The organism is Flavobacterium sp. KBS0721 (assembly GCF_002007065.3).
Classification (GTDB): Bacteria; Bacteroidota; Bacteroidia; order Flavobacteriales; family Flavobacteriaceae; genus Flavobacterium; species Flavobacterium piscis.
In genome coordinates, this window is record NZ_CP042170.1 from 3934495 (window position 1) to 3953387 (window position 18893).

Below are 18893 nucleotides of genomic sequence, written 5' to 3' on the forward strand. Positions count from 1 at the left end.
TCCATTACCTTTCTCATCCCGTGTTAGTTCATCTTACTGAAGCTCCTGTTGGCCAAGCTCCCCAATTTCGAATTCCTTCTTTACATGATTATCCTTTTGGGGCGCTATGGTCTCAAAGGAATCATTTTGAGCTTCATTGCTTTTTTTGGGTATCCATATCAGTTTGAGACCCCTCCCATGGGGCATTCTCTATAAGGTCCTTTTCTATGTCCTTCCCAGTTATTTCTTTGGGTCTGCTTTGGGGTTCCTTTTAAGGGTTCTGCGGGTCATACGGGCTGGTGCTTTTGGCTGCGTGTTTCGGGTCTTTGTTTTGGTTTGGGAATTACGGTGGTACTGAGAGTGATTTTTTAGCAATCTTCATAATTTCATGCCTATATGCTTTAACAGGATTAATATAACCTGCAGCAGTTCTGAATTGTAGTAATGCCGCAAAAATTCCAATATGGGTAATGCCGATACGCTGGTCTTTTTCTATTGCTTTGAAGAATTGCGTTAAAGGATTTAGCTGGTCCATTACTCTTGTTATTTAGATTTTTATTCCAGTGTCATAAAAATGAATTTTAATGATTGGGAGTGGTCATGGCTGATTGTGTATACTATTATTTTTTAGGTCTAATGTTAGTTTTTAGTTTTAATATTATTTTTTAGGAGCTTTTTCCCGCTGTACGCTGCACCCGAGCGCAAGCGAACTGGCGAAGCAATCTTTTGTACCGAACACCGGCACAAAAGGATTTCCACTGCCATCGGGGCTAAGAATTGAATCCATTTTTTATTTTTCGGCTTTTATTTTTCAATAATGATTTTATCAGCCCCATAATATCTTTTTGATGATTTATAATAAAAAAAAGATATATTTGAAATAAATATTGTTTAATAATTATCACCTATATATACCTACTTTGCTTGGCTTTGTGTAGTTTTATCACACATATAAATAAGTTAGTGACAATTTTAATGAAACAACCTTAAAATGATAAATCAACAAAATTTCACTTTTATAAAGACTGATAGAAAATTAATAAAATTAAGTTTTGACGACATTTTGTTTGTAAAAGGATTGGGAAATTATGTTGAAATCTTTGTCAAAAACAATAAAAAATATATCTACTACAAAACCTTAAAAGAGCTTATTGACAAATTGCCGGATGAATTTATGAGGGTTCATAATTCAAACATCGTGAATTTGAAAAATGTAGACTATATAGAAGATAATCATTTAATTTTAGGGGAGCATAAAATCACAATAGCAAAAAGTTACAAAGAATGTCTATTAAGTAGTATTGACAAATTGCTACTTTAAATAAGAAATGTGACAGATTACATAAAAACCTAAACGAAGTAAATAACTTATTTTTTTGGACAAAATTATATGAGTTGCTTTGTAAAAAAAGATTATGAGACAATTTTTATTTTACTTAACAACTATGGTATTTATGACAACAGGGAATTTAAAGGCACAAAGCAAATCATTTGAGAATGATGCAAAAACAATTGATGCATTGATGAAAGCAAGTTATGAGATCGTTTCAGGTGAAAAAGGGGCAAAAAGGCAATGGGAAAGAGATAATTATTTGCACCATCAAAAAGTAATTTACTCTTATTTTGACAGAAAAAAACAAGAACAAGTAACTATGACATTGCAGGAATTTCATAAAGAAACTGATGAAATGGTTTTTAACACAGCTTTTTATGAAAGTGAAGTTAATCGAGAGGTTAGAATTTTTAGCAATATTGCCCACGTTTGGAGTACTTATGAAACAAAATTAGAAAAAGGCGGACAAGTTGAAAGAAGAGGAATTAATAGCATTCAATTAGTTTTTGAAAATAATCGTTGGTTTATTATTTCGTGGATATTTTGTGGAGAAACGGACAAAAATATAATTCCGAAAACATTTGACAGAAATTAAAAAAAACTTCCACTAACACACGCTACAAGCAATTTGGGTTTTAGTCTAAATTGGATGTTGGTCTTGTGTCAGATAAATTTGAGTTTAGCCGAAGATTTATCGTCCTTAATCCCAAACTGCTTGTAGCTTGAGAACGTGACCAAAATCTGAATCCAAGCAACAACCCATTTATATGAAAGCATTAAAATTACAAATCATTCTTTTCTTAACCATTTTATCATTTAGTGTTAATGCCCAACAGCATCTAAAACTTAATTTTAAAAGAATAGACCTAACATATTATCAAACAAATGGAAATCAACCAAAAATTAACGTTACAGTCTATGCGCAAATTAATGAATACGGAATTGTTACTGTTCATTTAAATGGTAACAATGGATTAAAATTTTACCGGTACCAATTATCAAATGAACTTACGAGTCAAATTAATTCATTAATGATTGGTAAGAAATCTTTAGAAAAACAATTAGTTAAAACTAAAATGGACGCGGGAAAACATTACGCGGGAACTTATAACTTTATTGCATTTGACAACCAAGAATTGTGTTTTGTAGAACCATATATGTCAAATGCATTTAATGTAATTTTTAACCAATTAGAAGATGTAATATTGAAACAATCTGAAAAGGCAGAAATTGATAATCCAAAATTTGAAATTAGGGAAATAGAAAAGCGAGTTCTGATTGAACATAAAAAATCTACTTATTTACCGAAAATTGTGCAATCACCAAGTATAAAATAATACAACGTTTAGCAACAGCTATTGTAACTGATTTTGGCAATTGGCAGGGTTATTATCTATTACTTCTTTTGAATTTTATAATGACTATAAGAAAAATGGTTTAGATTCAAAAGGCGGACTGCTTTTAATTCACGAATATGGTCATTACCTGCATGCTCAAGCCGCACCATTAAACTTTTATAGTTATGCTATGTGGTCAAGTATTGTTACAGCAAATTCTGCCTCAGCGTCATCTAATTGGACAGAAATTAGGGCAAATACTATTGGGATCCTAAAAAATACCCGATAGATTCAAATTATTTAAGTAAGCACGAAATTTATAACTTAACACACCATCTTAAACCTTTTAACCCTTAGTATGAAAAATTTAATGTTATATAGTACGATTTTACTTTCATTATTTACATCTTGTATGGATATAACTGACAGTAGAGGTATTATTACCCATAACAAATCTAATAATAGTATATACTGCTTTTATCTCCAACATGATCTAACTAAGGATAGCGTTCCTCAATATTCTTTTCCTCCTCATGAGACAAAAGCCAATGAGGATGACATTAATTTGATCGTGAAACCTCATTGGGAAGAGTATATAAAAACTTGCGACAATCAAAAACTAAGATATTATATTATTGAAAAAGATACAGTAGATAAATATGGTTGGGAAACAATATTTAGCAAAAATATTTACAATAAAAAGTATCTTTTTACAGTTGAAGAATTAGATCATTTGAATTGGACAATAATTTATGAATGAAACTAGAGGTTCTGTCGCATCTAAAGCTAAGTTTTAGCTTTACCTTTTTTAAATTCTTAAACACATCAATATGAAAGATCATTGCTATCCGAAGTCTATTTTACTGCAGGCCGTATATTTTAAACTTAGGTTTACATTAAGCTATCGGGATGTTGAAGAGATCATGGAAATGCGGGCAGTTTCTGTTGATCATGCTACTATTCAGCGCCGGGTTTATAAGTTTACACCTTTGCTTGAGTTGGAGATCAAGCAGAGAAAGGGTTGAGTGGGGACAAGCAGGGAAAGATGCGCTTAAAGCAGGGCTGAAAATTTCGGGTTTACTCCGTTTGATTCTCGCTTTTAGTTTCCTTTGAACCTCGTCTTACAAGTGTATAAAACTCTTTTAGATGCCACCAGGCAGGGCACATTTCAAGGTCTCCTTTATAATGGTATATAGTAAGGAAACAGCTTTTAAGGAAAAGCTGGGAATCTGTGATTTTAGCCCAGGGCTTTAACTCCACTTCCTCAGGCAGGGGAGTGGCTTCAAAATAACGTTTTATTTCTTCTGGGGTCATGGGGCAAAAATAGGTAAAAAGTTCAGGTTTGTCAAGGGGTGAGGGGGGGGTGTTGGCTTAAAATTTAAGTTATCTTCTCTGCTTTTGTTCCAACTATACTGGCAGTCATTAAATTACTATGCCGAATTTATTTTTACTTTTTGCAATCAGTTTGAGACCCCTTTGAACGGTCATTCTCTATAAGATCCTTTTCTATGTCCTTGCAGGTTATGTCTTTGGGGCCGCTTTGGGGTTCCTTTTAAGGGTTCTGCGGGTCATAGGGGCTGGTGCTTTTGGCTGCGTGTTTTGGGGCTTTGATCGGGTTTTGGGAATTACGGCGGTGCTTGTGGTAATTTTTGGTTGTATGGGGATTTTTTGTTTTATTTTTTGAATTAGATTATTGCTGTCGTTTTTTTTAAAGGATCGTTACGGGGCAGGTTGGGCGGTATATTTTTTTAGGTTTAATATTTTTTTTGGAGCTTTTTCCCGCTATCCGTTGCAATCTTTTGTGCCGAACCCCGGCACAAAAGGATTTCCACTGCTATCGGGGCTAGGTCATGATTTTAATGGATAAGTGATTTAGATTTAAATTAAGATTAAAGAGTTATGCTATGTTTGAATTTCTTAACTTTGCAAAATGAAAGAGATCATAACAAGAGAAATTTCGCAGTTTAACAATGAACTGAAACTCCAGGGTTTTAAAGCATTTCAGATAGAGGATGATGGCGCAGAAACCAGAACCTACAGCAGAAAGGAATTTTATAAAATCTGCCTCACTACAGGGAAAAGCAGGATTCATTATTCCGATAAGACCTATGAGCAGGAAGGCACGATTCTTTTTTTCGGAAATCCGCACATTCCGTATTCGTGGGAAACCATTTCCACCACTTACGTTGGTTACACTATTTTATTTTCTGAGGAGTTTTTTAAAAACTCCGAACGTTCTGAAAGCCTGCAGCAATCTTCCTTTTTTAAAATAGGGGGAACACCTGTTTTGAAAATCACAGAAGAGCAGAGAGGCTTTCTGAATACTATTTTTCAGAAAATGATTGCCGAGCAAAAAAGTGATTATGTATTTAAAGATGAACTGATTCGCAATTACATCAGTCTTATTATTCACGAATCCTTAAAGATGGAACCTTCTGAGAATTTCGAGCAAAACAAGAATGCTTCTTCCAGATTAGCATCTGTGTTTTTAGAACTGCTGGAAAGACAGTTTCCTATTGAAACCGCTTCCAGTCCGCTTCAATTAAGAACGGCGCAGCATTACGCCCAGCATCTCAATGTGCATATTAATTACCTGAACAGGGCTGTAAAAGAAGTGACGGGAAAATCAACAACTACTCATATTACAGAGCGAATCATCACAGAAGCCAAGGCACTTTTGCAGCACAGCGATTGGAGTATTTCTGAAATTGCTTACGCCCTAGGATTTGAATATCCGACCTACTTCAATAATTTCTTCAAAAAAATTACTGGGACCAATCCCACTTCGTTTCGTCTGACGGAAGTTTGAATTTCTTAAGCTTTGGTTTGATAATCGTTACTTCCCTGCTTAAAGGCAGTCTTATCTTTGTATCTGAATATTTAATTCAAATATTATGTCAGATAAAAACCCTATTTCCAAAGCTGCACCATTTCAAAAAGATATTTTTGAGAGGCTTTTAGCCGGTGAGGCGATACTTCCAAACGATCCGCAACTAGGCAGATTAAGAGAAGAGGCATTTGCTGTCAAAGCATTGCTTAACCAGATGAATAATTCCTCAAATCCAGAGGAAATTGCACAGATACTGAGCATAATTTTAGATACAAAAGTTCAGGATGTAACCGTTTTTACACCCCTTTATATCAACTACGGAAAACACATTTCGATCGGCAAAAACGTATTTATCAATTTTGACTGCACCTTTTTGGCACTCGGCGGCATTACCATTGAAGATGATGTTTTAATTGGCCCGAAAGTCAGCCTTATTACCGAAAGCCATCCATTAGATCCCAAGGAGAGAAAAGGACTGATTGCTAAACCCATTATCATCAAAAAAAATGCATGGATTGGTGCCAAAGCCACGATTTTGCCCGGGGTTACCATTGGGGAAAATGCAGTTGTCGCAGCAGGGGCAGTAGTTTCCAAAGATGTTCCCGATAATATCATAGTTGGCGGGATTCCTGCAAAATTCATTAAAAATGTTCAATTTTAAAAGATAGATTATGAAACTGAAATCTTTTCTAACCGTTATGGCTGTTTTTTTCGCTTTTTCCTTTTGTAACGCAGGTTGTGGCAATGACAATGAAACGGTACCGCAAAACAATGAGAATGGAAATGAAAATACTAATAATTCAAAATTAAAAATGAAAATAACAATTGGTACAGCGGTTTTTACTGCAACATTGTATAACAACCCAAGTACAGCAGCACTAAAAGCAATGCTTCCGCTGACCATCGATATGACAGAACTCAATGGCAACGAAAAGTATTATGATTTACCTAGTCCTCTTCCGACAAATGCTTCAATGGGAGGCGATATAAAAGCGGGAGATTTAACGCTTTACGGAAACAATGTGCTGGTGCTTTTTTATAAAAGTTTCAACACTTCCTATAGTTATACAAAACTGGGATATATTGACAATCCATCGGGACTTCCTGCTGCAATGGGTACCGGAAACGTAGTGCTGAAATTTGAAAACAATTAAAATAAAAAATGAAAGCAATTAAAAATAAAATGAAAAAAGCATTGGCAATCACAATATTGTTTCTGATAACAGGGCAATTATTTGCACAAAAAACAAAATTAAATTCAGAAAAAATGAACACATCAAAAGAACATTATACATTCCAATTAAGCGATAAGGTAAAGCGTCAAAAAGTGAGCTTCAAAAACCGTTATGGTATTACTTTAAGCGGAGATTTATACTTTCCTAAAAATGCTGGAACTGAAAAATTGTCTGCATTAGCCATCAGCGGGCCTTTTGGAGCGGTGAAACAGCAATCGTCTGGATTATATGCCAATCAGATGGCTGAACGCGGTTTTATTGCTTTGGCTTTCGACCCGGCTTATACAGGGGAGAGTAGTGGCGAGCCAAGAAACCTGGCATCGCCGGAAATCAATACGGAAGATTTCAGCGCTGCGGTTGACTTTTTAGGATTGCACAAGAACGTTGATAGGAACAAAATTGGGATTATCGGGATTTGCGGTTTTGGCGGTTTTGCCCTCAATGCTACAGCTATTGATAAAAGGGTGAGAGCGGTTGCCACGACAAGTTTGTATGATATGACCCGCGTAATGTCAAAAGGCTATAATGACTCGGTTACTCCCGAGCAAAGAACCAAGACACTGGAAACTTTGGGCGAGCAGCGTTACAAAGATGCTCAGGCTGGTAAACAGGCAGCTGGTCCAAGGAACCTGCCTGAAAAATTGAATGGTGATGAGCCGCAATTTGTAAAGGAATATTTTGACTATTACAGGACACCGCGTGGTTTTCAGGTCAACTCTGTGAACTCAAACGGAGCCTGGCTTGCAACCAATCCAATTTCTTTTATAAATATGCCAATACTCGCTTATGTAAAGGAAATTGCGCCACGACCAATGTTATTGATTGCAGGGGAAAAGGCACATTCGAGATACTTTAGCGAAGATATTTTTAAAATAGCAAATGAACCTAAAGAATTAGTAATTATCCCAAATGCAGTTCACGTAGATCTTTATGACAAAGTAGATGTTATTCCATTTTGTAAATTAGAGCGTTTCTTTAATGATAATTTGAAATAAAATATCGCGCGGTTTTTATCAAATATCAATTAACTCAATCTCCTAGGAGCTCACGCTGATTAAACCTTCAAAGTCATTTGATTTTGGAGGTTTTTTTAATTATAATATGCAGAAGCCCTTGCGGTAATTAATTTTTTATACATTCCTTGATCTAAGTACATTAAAATTTCCGCTGGGAAGGCTTAGTTTAGCGGGTTGCACTACGACCTGTGTCATCCCTTGTGAGTTCATCTTCTTTAAGATCCTCACGGCCAAGCTGCCCAATTTCGAATTCCCTCTTGACCGGATTATTCTGATCTGGTTCTATGGTCTCAAAGCAATCATTTTCAGCCTAATTGTTCTTTTCAGTATCCATATCAGTTTCAAACCCCCTTTAAAGGGTCATTCTCTATAAGGTCCTTCAATGTCCTTTCAGGTTATGTCTTTGGGGCCGCTTTGTTGTTCCTTATAAGGGTTCTGCGGGTTATAGGGGTTGGGTGTTTTCTGCTGCGGTTTTTGGGTCTTTGATTTGGTTTGGGAATTACGGTGGTGCTTGTCGTAATTTTTTGCTATATCTTTTTCGGTTTGATATTATTTTTTTTGAGTTTTTTCCCGCTATCCGTTGCAATCTTTTCTGCCGAACCCCGCAAAAAAGGATTTCCACTTCTATCGGGTATGGCTGCTGAGGAGCCCGGCTCTTTAGACTAATAAAAATAAGTGAGATTATAAAAAAATGGCGCCAATTGTCTTCAATTGGCGCCATTTGGCTTGTTTGTGACAGGGACAGGACAAATTTCAACATCATTTTTGGATGATTTGAAGAAATTGGCTTACTATATGTAATGGTCTGTCTTCCATTGGCTTTGTAAATTTGGTTTAGATGTCCTGTTGGGGATTGATGCAAAAAAATATAAAAACTCAGTTGGTTTATGACAGTAAATTAATATACAATTCTAAAAATATTATAGAGGGTTTGAAAAGAAAGCTTAAGTTGAGATAGGATTGTCTTTCTTTGGCTTTATGAATTACTTGCTAATTGGGGTGTGAACCACCGAAAAAAGATCTTTGAAGATGATATATAAATATTTAAATTTTGTAGAGCCAAACATTGGGTTCTGTCGCATCTAGGAATAACTTTTATCTTTAGAATTTTAAACCGATCAAAAAGATGAATACTAAAGGTCATTGTTATCCAAAATGCATAATTCTTCAGGCAGTATATTTCAAACTAAGATTTACACTTAGTTATCGGGATGTTGAAGAGATCATGAAAATGCGCGGAGTTCATGTTGATCATGCTACTATTCAACGCTGGGTCTATAAGTTTACACCTTTCATCGAGTTAGAAATGAAGAAGAGAAAAGGCAGAGTGGGGAAGAGCTGGAGATTGGATGAGACCTATATCAAAGTAAAAGGTATATGGTGTTATTTATATCGAGCGGTAGATAAATTAGGTAATACGGTTGACTTTCTTTTGACCAGAAAAAGACAAAGAATGAGCGCTCAGTCTTTTCTAATTAAAGCAATTAATAATAATTGCCGGCCAAGAGTAATAAACATTGATAAAAGCGGTTCTAATACTGCAGCAATCAAAGTCTATAACAAACGTTCATTCTCAAAGATTAAAATCCGGCAGTGTAAATATCTCAACAATATAATCGAACAGGACCATCGATTTATAAAATGGAGAATACAAAATGGGTTAGGCTTTAAAAGCTTTGAATCAGCAAGACGGACGTTAAGCGGAATTGAAGTTGTGCATATGCTGAGAAAGAATCAAATGGTTAGACCAGGGATAACTATGTTTAAATCATTCTGTAAATTGGCGGCCTAAATTTTAAATTACTTAATTTCTTATATTTGATTCTGACAGATGCGACAGAACCGAAAATCGATGCTGAAGATTACAATCTTATGAAAATTGAGTACAATGCAGTTATAAGTAAGTTGGAAAAAGACATTGGAAATGTAGAAGACGAAAGGGCCAGTATTGAGCATTTAACCACGACTGGATTGGAAAACCTTTTAAAGCTAGGTGAAGCCTTTGATGGTGGGACTTTAGCTGATTCTAGAGAAGTAATTGGTTTAATTTTCCCTGAAAATTTTACATTTTCAGAAAACAAAATCCGCACCGCCCGAGTGAACGAAATCATTAACTGTATTTATCTGGTAAACAATAGGTTACGGGCAAAAAAAAACGGGACAAAAGATGATATTTTTCTTTTGTCCCGAGTAGTGACCTCGACTGGATTCAAACCAGTAACCTCTTGAGCCGTAATCAAGTGCGCTATTCAGTTGCGCCACGAGGCCTTTTTTGTTATCAATAAGCTAATTTTTCGTAGCTTTGTTGATTGCTTATTGCGGGTGCAAAGATAGACATAAATGCGAGATATGCAAGCATAAAATAACATAAAAATAAAAAAAAATGACGATTAAAAATTATGTACGTGATATTCAGGGATTTCCAAAAGAAGGAATTTTGTTTAAAGATATTACTCCACTGCTAAATGACCCAATTGCGACCAAAAAGTGTTTGTCGGTTTTAGTTGAATCTTTAAAAGGGCATAAAATAGATAAAGTAGTAGGAGCAGAGAGCAGAGGGTTTTTCTTTGGAATATTATTAGCTCAGGAATTAAACGCAGGTTTTGTTCCTGTTAGAAAGCCTAAAAAGTTACCGTATGAAACCATTTCGGCTACGTATGAACTGGAATATGGTACAGATAGTTTAGAGATGCATACAGACGCAATAAAAAAGGGAGACAGGGTTTTGATTCATGATGATGTTTTGGCAACAGGAGGGACCGCAAAAGCGGTTTGTGAGTTGGTCGAAAAATTAGGAGGCGAAATTGTACAATGCAATTTCCTGATGGAACTGACTTTTCTGAAAGGAAGAGAAAAAATTAAAGACCATCCTATTTTTGCAGCAATAACATACTAAGCAAAGATGCACTAATAAAAATATCCCAATGCTAAAATATTTCAGCATTGGGATATTATATTTTAATAAAGTAAATTTTTTATCTTAAACTAGCGCCAAGCTCCGTTTCAAAAGCATGTTGCAGTTTTGACATGATTTTATCAATTTGAGCATCTGTAAGCGTTTTTGTATTGTCCTGAATGGTAAAGCTCAAAGCATACGACTTTTTGTCTTCAGGAAGCTTACTTCCTTCATAAACGTCAAATAGATTAACATCTTTTAAAAGTAACTTCTCTGTTTGCTTAGCAAGATTAAAAATACTTTCATAAGTCGTGTTCTTGTCAATCAATAAAGCTAAATCCCTGCGAACTTCAGGATATTTAGGAATGTCAGAATATTTGATTTTTCCGGTGATAATCTTCAATATCAAATCCCAGTTAAAATCAGCAAAATAAACATCTTGTTTGATTCCGAAATGTTTTAGGATTGACTTTTTAACCACGCCCATTTCTACTAATGTATCATTGTTGTAGCAAATTGCAGTTCCTTCCGAAAAAATATCAGATTGTACAGGAGCATTCGAAATTTTATCAATTCCTAAACGAGCCAGAATTCCTTTTACGTATCCTTTTAATAAAAAGAAATCAGTAGTTTTTTGCGGATTGGTCCAGCTTTCTTTGTTTCTGTTTCCGGAAATCAACAAAGTCAAATGTTTGTGTTCTTCGTATCCGTTAAGATATTTATGATATGATTTTCCGAATTCGAATAATTTTAAATCAGCATTTTTTCTGTTAATGTTATACGAAATCGCTTCTAAACCAGAGAACAATAATGATTGACGCATAGTAGATAAATCGCTGCTTAACGGATTCAGCATCGTAACATTATGCTCTTCTTTTAAAACAGTTGATAATTTAGCGTAAGCTGCTGTTGTCAAAGAGTTGGCCATCATTTCATGAAATCCCTGAGAATTCAGTTGCGATGCGATTACATTTTGTACTTTATAATCTTCTGTTCTTGGTGAATTAGAAACCGTTGCATTGAATTTTTTAGAGAAATTGATATTGTTATAACCGTAAACCCTTAAAATTTCTTCGATAACATCAATTTCACGCTGCACGTCTACACGATAGGCAGGTATTGTTAGTCCTAAACCCGAATCAGAAACGCTGTTTACTTTTATATCTAAAGAAACCAGGATTTTTTTGATCGTATCTTTTGGAATTTCCTGTCCGATAATTTTAGAAACATGACTAAAGTTCAGTAAAACAGAGAAATCTTCTATTTTTTTAGGATAAACTTCTACAACATCAGATGTTATTTTTCCGCCTGCAACTTCCAGAATTAATAGAGCAGCGCGTTTCAATGCATATTCTGTAATCGTTGGGTCAATTCCTCTCTCAAATCTAAAAGAGGCATCCGTATTCAATTGATGTCTTTTTGCTGTTTTACGAACACTTACAGCATCAAAATAAGCACTTTCTAAGAAAATAGTTGTTGTACCATCAGATACTCCTGATTTTTTTCCTCCAAAAACACCTGCAATACAAAGTGGGCCTTTTTCGTCGCAAATCATTAAATCTTCTTTGTGTAATGTTCTTTCAACATCATCCAAAGTAACAAATTTAGTTCCTTCAGGAAGTGTTTTTACAATTATTTTTCCGTTGATTTTAGCAGCATCAAAAGCATGTAAAGGTTGTCCTAACTCATGCAAAACATAATTGGTAACATCGACAATATTATTTTTTGGAGTTAAACCAATAGCTTTTAAACGATCTTGCAGCCATGCTGGAGATTCCTGAACAGAAATCCCTGAAATGGTTACACCGCAATATCTTGGAGCCATAAGCGGTTCTTCGACATTAACATCAATTTTTAAAGTACGCATGTCTACTCTAAAATTACTCACAGAAGGTGTGATCAATTCTACGTTTACACCACGCTGAAGCATTCCGGCTCTTAAGTCACGCGCAGTTCCAAGATGACTCATGGCATCAGCACGATTTGGTGTTAAGCCAATTTCGAACACTTCATCATTAGCTACCTTAAAAACTTCAGCAGCAGGAGTTCCTGGTATTAACTTTTCATCCAGAATCATGATTCCGTCGTGGCTTGTACCTAAACCCAGCTCATCTTCGGCACAAATCATTCCGTGACTTTCCTGTCCACGTATTTTTCCTTTTTTAATGGTGAATTCACCACCTTCTTTATCATATAAAACGGTTCCTATAGTGGCTACAGGCACTTTTTGTCCTGCTGCAACATTAGCTGCACCACAAACAATTTGTATAGGAGCTTCTAAACCAATATTTACAGTTGTAACTTTTAATCTATCTGCATCAGGGTGCTTCTCGCAAGTAAGTACGTGTCCTACAACTACTCCTTCTAAACCGCCTTTAACTGATTGGTATTTTTCGACAACTTCTACTTCAAGACCTAAATCTGTAAGTAATTCTGAAGTTTGCTCAGAGGTCCAGTCTGTTTTAATAAATTGTTTTAACCAGTTGTAAGATATTTTCATGTTAACTTTTTTATTCTTGTATAAGGATACAAATATAAGGATTGCGGGTGGTAGTAAGAAAGAATTTATTTGGTTTTTTTGTGATGTTTTAATTTCTTTCAAAATCGATTTGTATTGAATAGTTGCTATTTTTAATGCTAATATTTTACTAATTAATTACTAAAACATTGTTATAAAAACGAATGTGTAAGTTTTGTGCTAGTGGATGAATGAAAAGTGCTATTCTGTTTCAGATTATGAAGGTAAATTTGAAATGAATCAAAAATGATAATGTTATGAATAATGCCACACAAAGACCTGAATTTAAGGCAAAATACGATAATTATATTAACGGAAAATTTACAGCTCCGGTAAAAGGAGAATATTTTGACGTTCTTTCTCCAATTGATGGAAAAGTATTTACAAAAGCAGCACATTCAGGAAAAGAGGATTTAGAATTGGCTGTTGATGCAGCTTATGAAGCGTTTAAGACATGGGGAAAAACCTCAGTTACCGAAAGAAGTATTTTACTCAATAAAATTGCGCAAAAAATAGAAGACAATCTTGAGTATATTGCAACGGTAGAAACAATCGATAACGGAAAACCAATTCGTGAAACACTTGCGGCGGATATTCCACTGGCAATTGACCATTTTAGATATTTCGCAGGTGTAATTCGTGCCGAAGAAAGCTCTATTGCAGAATTGGATTCCCAAACGGTTTCGATTGCTTTAAGCGAACCATTAGGTGTTGTTGCCCAGATTATCCCTTGGAATTTCCCAATTCTAATGGCAGTATGGAAAATCGCTCCTGCACTAGCTGCAGGAAATACGATCGTTCTGAAACCTGCAGAAAGCACACCAATTTCTATTTTAGTTTTAATGGAATTAATAGGCGATATCCTGCCTCCGGGAGTGCTGAATATCGTAAACGGTTTTGGTGCCGAGCTTGGTCGTCCGTTGGTTACCAATAAAAAAGTGGCTAAGGCAGCCTTTACCGGATCAACCACTACAGGACGATTGGTAATGCAATATGCTACAGAAAATATTATTCCGGTAACGTTGGAACTAGGAGGAAAATCTCCAAATATTTTCTTCCCTTCAGTTGCAGATCACGATGATGATTTCTTTGATAAAGCAATCGAAGGCGCGGTATTATTTGCTTTAAATCAAGGTGAAATTTGTACTTGTCCGTCGAGATTGTTAATTCATGAAGATATTTACGAAAAATTTATTGCTAAAGTAATCGAAAGGACAGAAGCTATTATTGCCGGAAATCCATTGGATAAGTCGACTATGATAGGTGCACAGACTTCATTGGTTCAGAAAGAAAAAATCATGTCCTATATAAAATTGGGTAAAGAAGAAGGAGCAGAACTTTTAACAGGAGGAGACGAAAATCATTTAGGAGGAGATCTTGAGGGTGGTTATTACATTAAACCAACCTTGTTTAAAGGACATAACAAAATGAGAATTTTTCAGGAAGAAATTTTTGGACCTGTTCTCGCTGTTACTACTTTTAAAACTACAGAAGAAGCGATCGAAATTGCCAATGATACGATGTATGGTTTAGGTGCCGGGGTTTGGACACGTGATGCACATGAAATCTATCAGGTTCCAAGAGCCATTCAGTCAGGTCGTGTCTGGATCAATCAGTACCATTCTTATCCTGCTGGTGCACCTTTTGGAGGTTATAAACAATCAGGAATTGGTCGTGAAAACCATAAAATGATGTTAGGACAATACCGTCAGACAAAAAATATGCTGATTTCTTATGATAAAAAGAAATTGGGCTTCTTTTAATTTGTTATTATGTTGGTTTGAAAAAGGTAAGTTTCTGACTTGCCTTTTTTTGTAAATTTAATTTTAAAAAAAAGATCATGATAAAGAGACTGGATGCCACCGATAATGCCATTGATTTGATAAAGATTCTAAAAGAAAAACACGGTGATTTGATGTTTTACCAAGCAGGAGGATGTTGCGAAGGAACGCAGCCACAATGTTTTGAAAAAGGAGGATATTATCAGCGAATGGGAGATGTTTGTATTGGCACTATTGAAGATACAGAATTTTGGGTCGATAAAGATTTATTCGAATATTGGAAACACGCGCATTTTACATTAAAAGTAATCGATGCTTTTGGAGTTGGCGGTTTTTCGTTAGAAACTCCTTTAAAGAAAACATTCCAAATCGAATATAGAATTTTTACCGAGGAAGAGGAAAAGGATTTGGAACCGGTTAGTTTTATAGAATAGGTTCTAAGTGGCTAAGATTCTGAGGTTCTAAGGTTTCAGAGAGACAAAGCTTCAGAGATACAAAGAGTTCAGAGGAACAAAAAGACAAAGGTTTTGATGCGCAAAGATTAACCGTAGATAGGAAGCAGTGCGTCTAACATGTTCTGTAAATTGAAAGGGAAAATTGGTATGTAAAACAGGAGCGTAGACGCACTGCTGTTCGTCTCTACAATAAATGGTATGTTCATAAACGTTGATTTATAAACGTTGAGAAATGAATATTACACAATAAATAGCCTAAAAAAAACTCAGAATCTCAGCACCTTAGAATCTTAGAACATTCAATTAACATACAACAACTGATATTGTTTAGGCGTAATTCCTTCATGCTTTTTAAAAAGTCTTGTAAAATAATTAGCATCTTCAAAACCGGATAAATAGCATACTTCATTAATCTGAATACCAGGATTTCTTAGTAGCTTTTTGGCATGTTTGATTTTTTCATTCAAAACATACTCAATCGGACTCATGCCTAATTCCCGTTTGAAAAAGCGATAAAAAGAAGCTGTACTCATGCAGGCTTTCTCGCTCAAACTTTTAAGGTTGATGTTTTCTTTTAAATTGAGTTTGATAAATTCAGTAACTTCAAAAATTGGATTATTCGATTGGATTAAAATTCCTTCGTCGATAGCTTTTACGGTCTGCGTCTGAATAATTCGGATTAATAATTCCTGCAATGTTAAGTCGGCGAGCGCGTCTTTTGTAATCGATGTGCTCATGCATTCTTTAATTAGTTTATTGATGGTAGCGGCAAGATCAATATTATTGTAGAAAAAATAATTCTGATAATTTAATTGCCAGTAGGCGTCGCTGCCTTCTTTAGGATAACGTTCATTTAAAAAATTTAAAGTATCGGTTATTTTAGATTTGTCTATTGCCAGAGCCAGGCATTGTGTTGGGTTTTCTCTTGAGGCTTCCGGAAAGTCAATTTTCATTTCGACGTTTGACGGAATAACGACTGTTTCTCCCGGTAAATAATCGAATCCGGGATCATCAAAAAGGTGCATAATCTTTTTACCTCTTAACATACTGGTTACTACAAAATCATTAAACTTTAGCGGAACTAGTTTAGAAGATTCGTAAGTTTCAAAAATATTTAATTCACAATGATTTAAGGTGTAAACTGTTCTGTTCTCGACAAGTGTTTTTAATGATTTTTCATTGGATAAATGAGGAGGATTGATGAAAGCACGTTGATTGTTCATTGCGATTAAATTTTTTAGTGGCGACTTTAAATTTAATCAAAATAGAAGTAACAATTGCAGATTTAACGTTTTATTAAATCAGTTCCTCAACATGTTTTTTGATGTTTTCGGCTATTTTTTTGGTAGGTAAATCATTTTCATCGTCACCAAACGGATCTTCTATTTCCTCTGCAATAAGCTCTAAACTCGCCAGTACATAAAAAATAAAAACCACAACCGGAGCAACAAAATAACCCAGACTAATGGAGTAACCAAAAGGCAGTGTCATGGTATAAAAGAAAATAAATTTTTTGATAAAAGCACTGTAAGAGTAAGAAATAGGCGTGTTTTTTATTCTTTCGCACGCACCACAAATATCAGTAAAAGATTGTAATTCTTCGTTTAAAATGATGAGTTGTTCTCCGGTAATTTTTTTAGAATCATACAAATCATTGATTTTATGAAACATCATTCTTTTTACCTGATTGGGTTTGTGTTTGTGATGATCAATTTCTAAATCTACATCATCAAAAAGCTGTTTACTGGTTTCAGAATCATGAAGATGCCTGTGCAAAATTAAAGCATAAGTTGGAATGAATTTTCTGAAGAATTTTCGATCATTTTCATCTTTAAGCATTGCCGAAAGTTTAATAGCCAGATTACGGCTATTATTTACGAGACCTCCCCATAATTTTCGTCCTTCCCACCAGCGATCGTAAGCAGTATTGGTTCTAAATACAAGTAGTAATGAAATCACAAAACCTAACATTCCGTGCATGATTGGGATGTTATGGATATAATCGTTTTTACCAACTTTAAAATAGGCGATTTCAAGATACCCAATTATAGAAGAATATATTCCGATAGCAATCATTATCGGAAACAGTTTTCTTACTGTGTCTGATTTATGAACATGGAAAATAAAAGTAAACCAATCCTTGGTATTATATGAGATCATTTAGTTTGTTTTGAAACAAATTTACTTTAAAAATTAATATTTCCTGCTAATTCTTTCAAGGCAATTTCAGATAATTTAGCCTCGTATTGTGCGTTGCTGTAACGCACTTTGGCATTCACATAATTCAGCTGAGCCGTTCTGAAATCAAGAGTTGTTATGGTTCCAATTCTGAATTTATCAAGCGTAATGTCTAAATTTTGTTTCGCAATAGCTTGGTTATCTTCTTCTAAATCAATTAATTCTAAGTTGGTTAAATACGTTTGAAAAGCCGTGCTCAATTGCGAATTCAAAATCATACTTTGTTGTTCGATGGCAATTTGCGAATTTTCAATTTGCAATTTGGCTACTTTTTCATTTCTATGCTGATTCAATCCATCAAAAATATTCAGCGAAGCATTAAAACCATAATTAAAACCTTTTGAAGAGTTTTCGCTTGTAAATCCTAAACTTGACTGGCTTTCAGAAAAATTATAACCTGAAGTTAAATTTACCGTTGGATATCGGTTTGCTTTTACTTGTTTTAGTTGTAATTCGGCAATACGTTTATTGATTATTTGCGATTCTAAAGCCGGATTTTGTTTTTTTGCAAGATCCATTAAATCTATCAAAACCAATTTGTTATCTACGGTAACCACATCAGTTACTGCAAAATCAATCTGGGGGTCACGTGCCAAATATTGATTCAGTAAAATCTTGGCATTTTTATACGATTCTTTTTGTCTTAATAAAGCAACCTGATCTGTGTTTAAATCAACCTGAGCATTTAGAACTTCTAATTTTGAAGCTTTACCAATGGTAAAACGGTTTTGTGCTAATTGAACTCTTTGTTTAGAAATTACAATTGTAGTATCTAAAGCTGCTAATTGATGTTGTTGCTGTACTAAATCATAGTAAGCAGAATTTACCTGACCAATTTTAACCAAAATAGTTCTTTTCAGTTCCGCATCACCTAATTTTTGGAGTTCTTTTAACTGATCGTATCTGGCAAACATTCTCATTCCGTCAAAAACAGTCCAGCCCAAACTAACGCCATATGTTAAACTGTTGTTTTTTGCATTGTTTAATGTAGTTGATGTTCCGTCCTGGCGTACCTGCGTTGAGTTTGTAACGTTGTTATTATCTACGATATTAGCTGTTGCTGTTGGCAGGATACCAGCGTTTCCAACGGTAACGTTTGTTTCGCTTATAGTTGAATTGTTTTTAGCAATCTTAATTTCAAAGTTATTTTCTAAAGCTATTTTCATAGCATCCTCAATAGTCAGGACTTGTGCGCTACTTTTTGCTATACAAAACAAAAATAAAATGAAACTTATTAATGTTATTTTAGTTTTCATATGATGACTTATTAGCTGC

The 18893-nt window shown here is 34.9% G+C and carries 20 protein-coding genes and 1 tRNA gene; 14 read left to right on the top strand and 7 right to left on the bottom strand.

What is annotated here, in order from left to right; all coding sequences use genetic code 11:
• Nucleotides 1-322: 322 nt before the first annotated feature.
• Entirely contained in the window at nucleotides 323-514 is a 192-nt protein-coding gene (locus B0M43_RS16880) for a hypothetical protein (RefSeq protein WP_078007192.1), read from the bottom strand.
• A 456-nt stretch (nucleotides 515-970) separates the two neighbouring features.
• Between B0M43_RS16880 and B0M43_RS16885 the strand changes: the two genes are divergently transcribed.
• The 5 genes from B0M43_RS16885 (at nucleotide 971) to B0M43_RS16905 (ending at nucleotide 3409) form a co-directional block, all read left to right on the top strand.
• Nucleotides 971-1300: a LytTR family DNA-binding domain-containing protein gene (locus tag B0M43_RS16885; RefSeq protein WP_078007191.1), complete on the top strand. Its 330-nt coding sequence runs from the start codon at nucleotides 971-973 to the stop codon at nucleotides 1298-1300.
• Nucleotides 1301-1394: 94 nt separating this feature from the next.
• Nucleotides 1395-1907, top strand: coding sequence for a hypothetical protein (locus tag B0M43_RS16890; RefSeq protein WP_246860143.1), 513 nt, complete (start codon nucleotides 1395-1397; stop codon nucleotides 1905-1907).
• A 172-nt stretch (nucleotides 1908-2079) separates the two neighbouring features.
• Nucleotides 2080-2649, top strand: a complete 570-nt coding sequence (locus B0M43_RS16895) for a hypothetical protein (RefSeq protein ID WP_078007190.1) — start codon at nucleotides 2080-2082, stop codon at nucleotides 2647-2649.
• 40 nt (nucleotides 2650-2689) lie between these two features.
• Entirely contained in the window at nucleotides 2690-2938 is a 249-nt protein-coding gene (locus B0M43_RS16900) for a hypothetical protein (protein ID WP_078007189.1), read from the top strand.
• A gap of 69 nt (nucleotides 2939-3007) precedes the next feature.
• Nucleotides 3008-3409, top strand: coding sequence for a hypothetical protein (locus B0M43_RS16905; protein ID WP_123921798.1), 402 nt, complete (start codon nucleotides 3008-3010; stop codon nucleotides 3407-3409).
• A 317-nt stretch (nucleotides 3410-3726) separates the two neighbouring features.
• Here B0M43_RS16905 and B0M43_RS16910 read toward each other — a convergent pair whose 3' ends face one another.
• Nucleotides 3727-3963 carry a hypothetical protein gene (locus B0M43_RS16910; protein ID WP_078007186.1) on the bottom strand — a complete coding sequence of 79 codons (237 nt, stop codon included), beginning with the start codon at nucleotides 3961-3963 and terminating at the stop codon, nucleotides 3727-3729.
• Nucleotides 3964-4579: 616 nt separating this feature from the next.
• Here B0M43_RS16910 and B0M43_RS16915 point away from each other — a divergent pair.
• The 6 genes from B0M43_RS16915 to B0M43_RS16940 all read left to right on the top strand — a co-directional run bounded on the left by B0M43_RS16915 (nucleotide 4580) and on the right by B0M43_RS16940 (nucleotide 9959).
• On the top strand, nucleotides 4580-5458 hold the full coding sequence (locus tag B0M43_RS16915; RefSeq protein ID WP_078007185.1) for an AraC family transcriptional regulator: 879 nt from the start codon (nucleotides 4580-4582) through the stop codon (nucleotides 5456-5458).
• Nucleotides 5459-5543: 85 nt separating this feature from the next.
• Nucleotides 5544-6140, top strand: a complete 597-nt coding sequence (locus B0M43_RS16920; RefSeq protein ID WP_078007184.1) for a DapH/DapD/GlmU-related protein — start codon at nucleotides 5544-5546, stop codon at nucleotides 6138-6140.
• A 10-nt stretch (nucleotides 6141-6150) separates the two neighbouring features.
• A complete protein-coding gene (locus B0M43_RS16925; protein WP_078007183.1) occupies nucleotides 6151-6633 on the top strand; it encodes a cyclophilin-like fold protein in 483 nt (160 codons plus the stop codon).
• 8 nt (nucleotides 6634-6641) lie between these two features.
• Nucleotides 6642-7709 carry an alpha/beta hydrolase gene (locus B0M43_RS16930; RefSeq protein ID WP_371295970.1) on the top strand — a complete coding sequence of 356 codons (1068 nt, stop codon included), beginning with the start codon at nucleotides 6642-6644 and terminating at the stop codon, nucleotides 7707-7709.
• Between the two features lie 1147 nt (nucleotides 7710-8856).
• Nucleotides 8857-9522, top strand: a complete 666-nt coding sequence (locus B0M43_RS16935) for an IS6 family transposase (RefSeq protein WP_078007181.1) — start codon at nucleotides 8857-8859, stop codon at nucleotides 9520-9522.
• Nucleotides 9523-9548: 26 nt separating this feature from the next.
• On the top strand, nucleotides 9549-9959 hold the full coding sequence (locus B0M43_RS16940; protein ID WP_246860144.1) for a hypothetical protein: 411 nt from the start codon (nucleotides 9549-9551) through the stop codon (nucleotides 9957-9959).
• Here B0M43_RS16940 and B0M43_RS16945 read toward each other — a convergent pair.
• Nucleotides 9925-9998, bottom strand: a tRNA-Arg gene (locus B0M43_RS16945). The genes B0M43_RS16940 and B0M43_RS16945 overlap by 35 nt on opposite strands.
• Before the next feature lie 115 nt (nucleotides 9999-10113).
• On the opposite strand from B0M43_RS16945, the gene B0M43_RS16950 reads away from it, so the two are divergent.
• On the top strand, nucleotides 10114-10626 hold the full coding sequence (locus B0M43_RS16950; RefSeq protein ID WP_078007180.1) for an adenine phosphoribosyltransferase: 513 nt from the start codon (nucleotides 10114-10116) through the stop codon (nucleotides 10624-10626).
• A 79-nt stretch (nucleotides 10627-10705) separates the two neighbouring features.
• Here B0M43_RS16950 and pheT read toward each other — a convergent pair whose 3' ends face one another.
• The gene (gene pheT, locus B0M43_RS16955) at nucleotides 10706-13126 is read right to left on the bottom strand and encodes a phenylalanine--tRNA ligase subunit beta (RefSeq protein ID WP_078007179.1); all 2421 of its coding nucleotides are present in this window, start codon (nucleotides 13124-13126) and stop codon (nucleotides 10706-10708) included.
• Between the two features lie 275 nt (nucleotides 13127-13401).
• On the opposite strand from pheT, the gene B0M43_RS16960 reads away from it, so the two are divergent.
• Entirely contained in the window at nucleotides 13402-14907 is a 1506-nt protein-coding gene (locus B0M43_RS16960) for an aldehyde dehydrogenase family protein (RefSeq protein WP_065450057.1), read from the top strand.
• 77 nt (nucleotides 14908-14984) lie between these two features.
• Nucleotides 14985-15359 (top strand): DUF779 domain-containing protein, encoded by a 375-nt coding sequence (locus B0M43_RS16965; protein WP_065450058.1) that lies wholly within the window; start codon nucleotides 14985-14987, stop codon nucleotides 15357-15359.
• Nucleotides 15360-15679: 320 nt separating this feature from the next.
• Here B0M43_RS16965 and B0M43_RS16970 read toward each other — a convergent pair whose 3' ends face one another.
• The 3 genes from B0M43_RS16970 to B0M43_RS16980 all read right to left on the bottom strand — a co-directional run bounded on the left by B0M43_RS16970 (nucleotide 15680) and on the right by B0M43_RS16980 (nucleotide 18874).
• Entirely contained in the window at nucleotides 15680-16603 is a 924-nt protein-coding gene (locus B0M43_RS16970; protein WP_065450059.1) for an AraC family transcriptional regulator N-terminal domain-containing protein, read from the bottom strand.
• Between the two features lie 73 nt (nucleotides 16604-16676).
• Entirely contained in the window at nucleotides 16677-17540 is an 864-nt protein-coding gene (locus B0M43_RS16975; RefSeq protein WP_078007178.1) for a bestrophin family protein, read from the bottom strand.
• Between the two features lie 26 nt (nucleotides 17541-17566).
• Nucleotides 17567-18874 (bottom strand): TolC family protein, encoded by a 1308-nt coding sequence (locus B0M43_RS16980; RefSeq protein WP_065450061.1) that lies wholly within the window; start codon nucleotides 18872-18874, stop codon nucleotides 17567-17569.
• Nucleotides 18875-18893 lie beyond the last annotated feature (19 nt).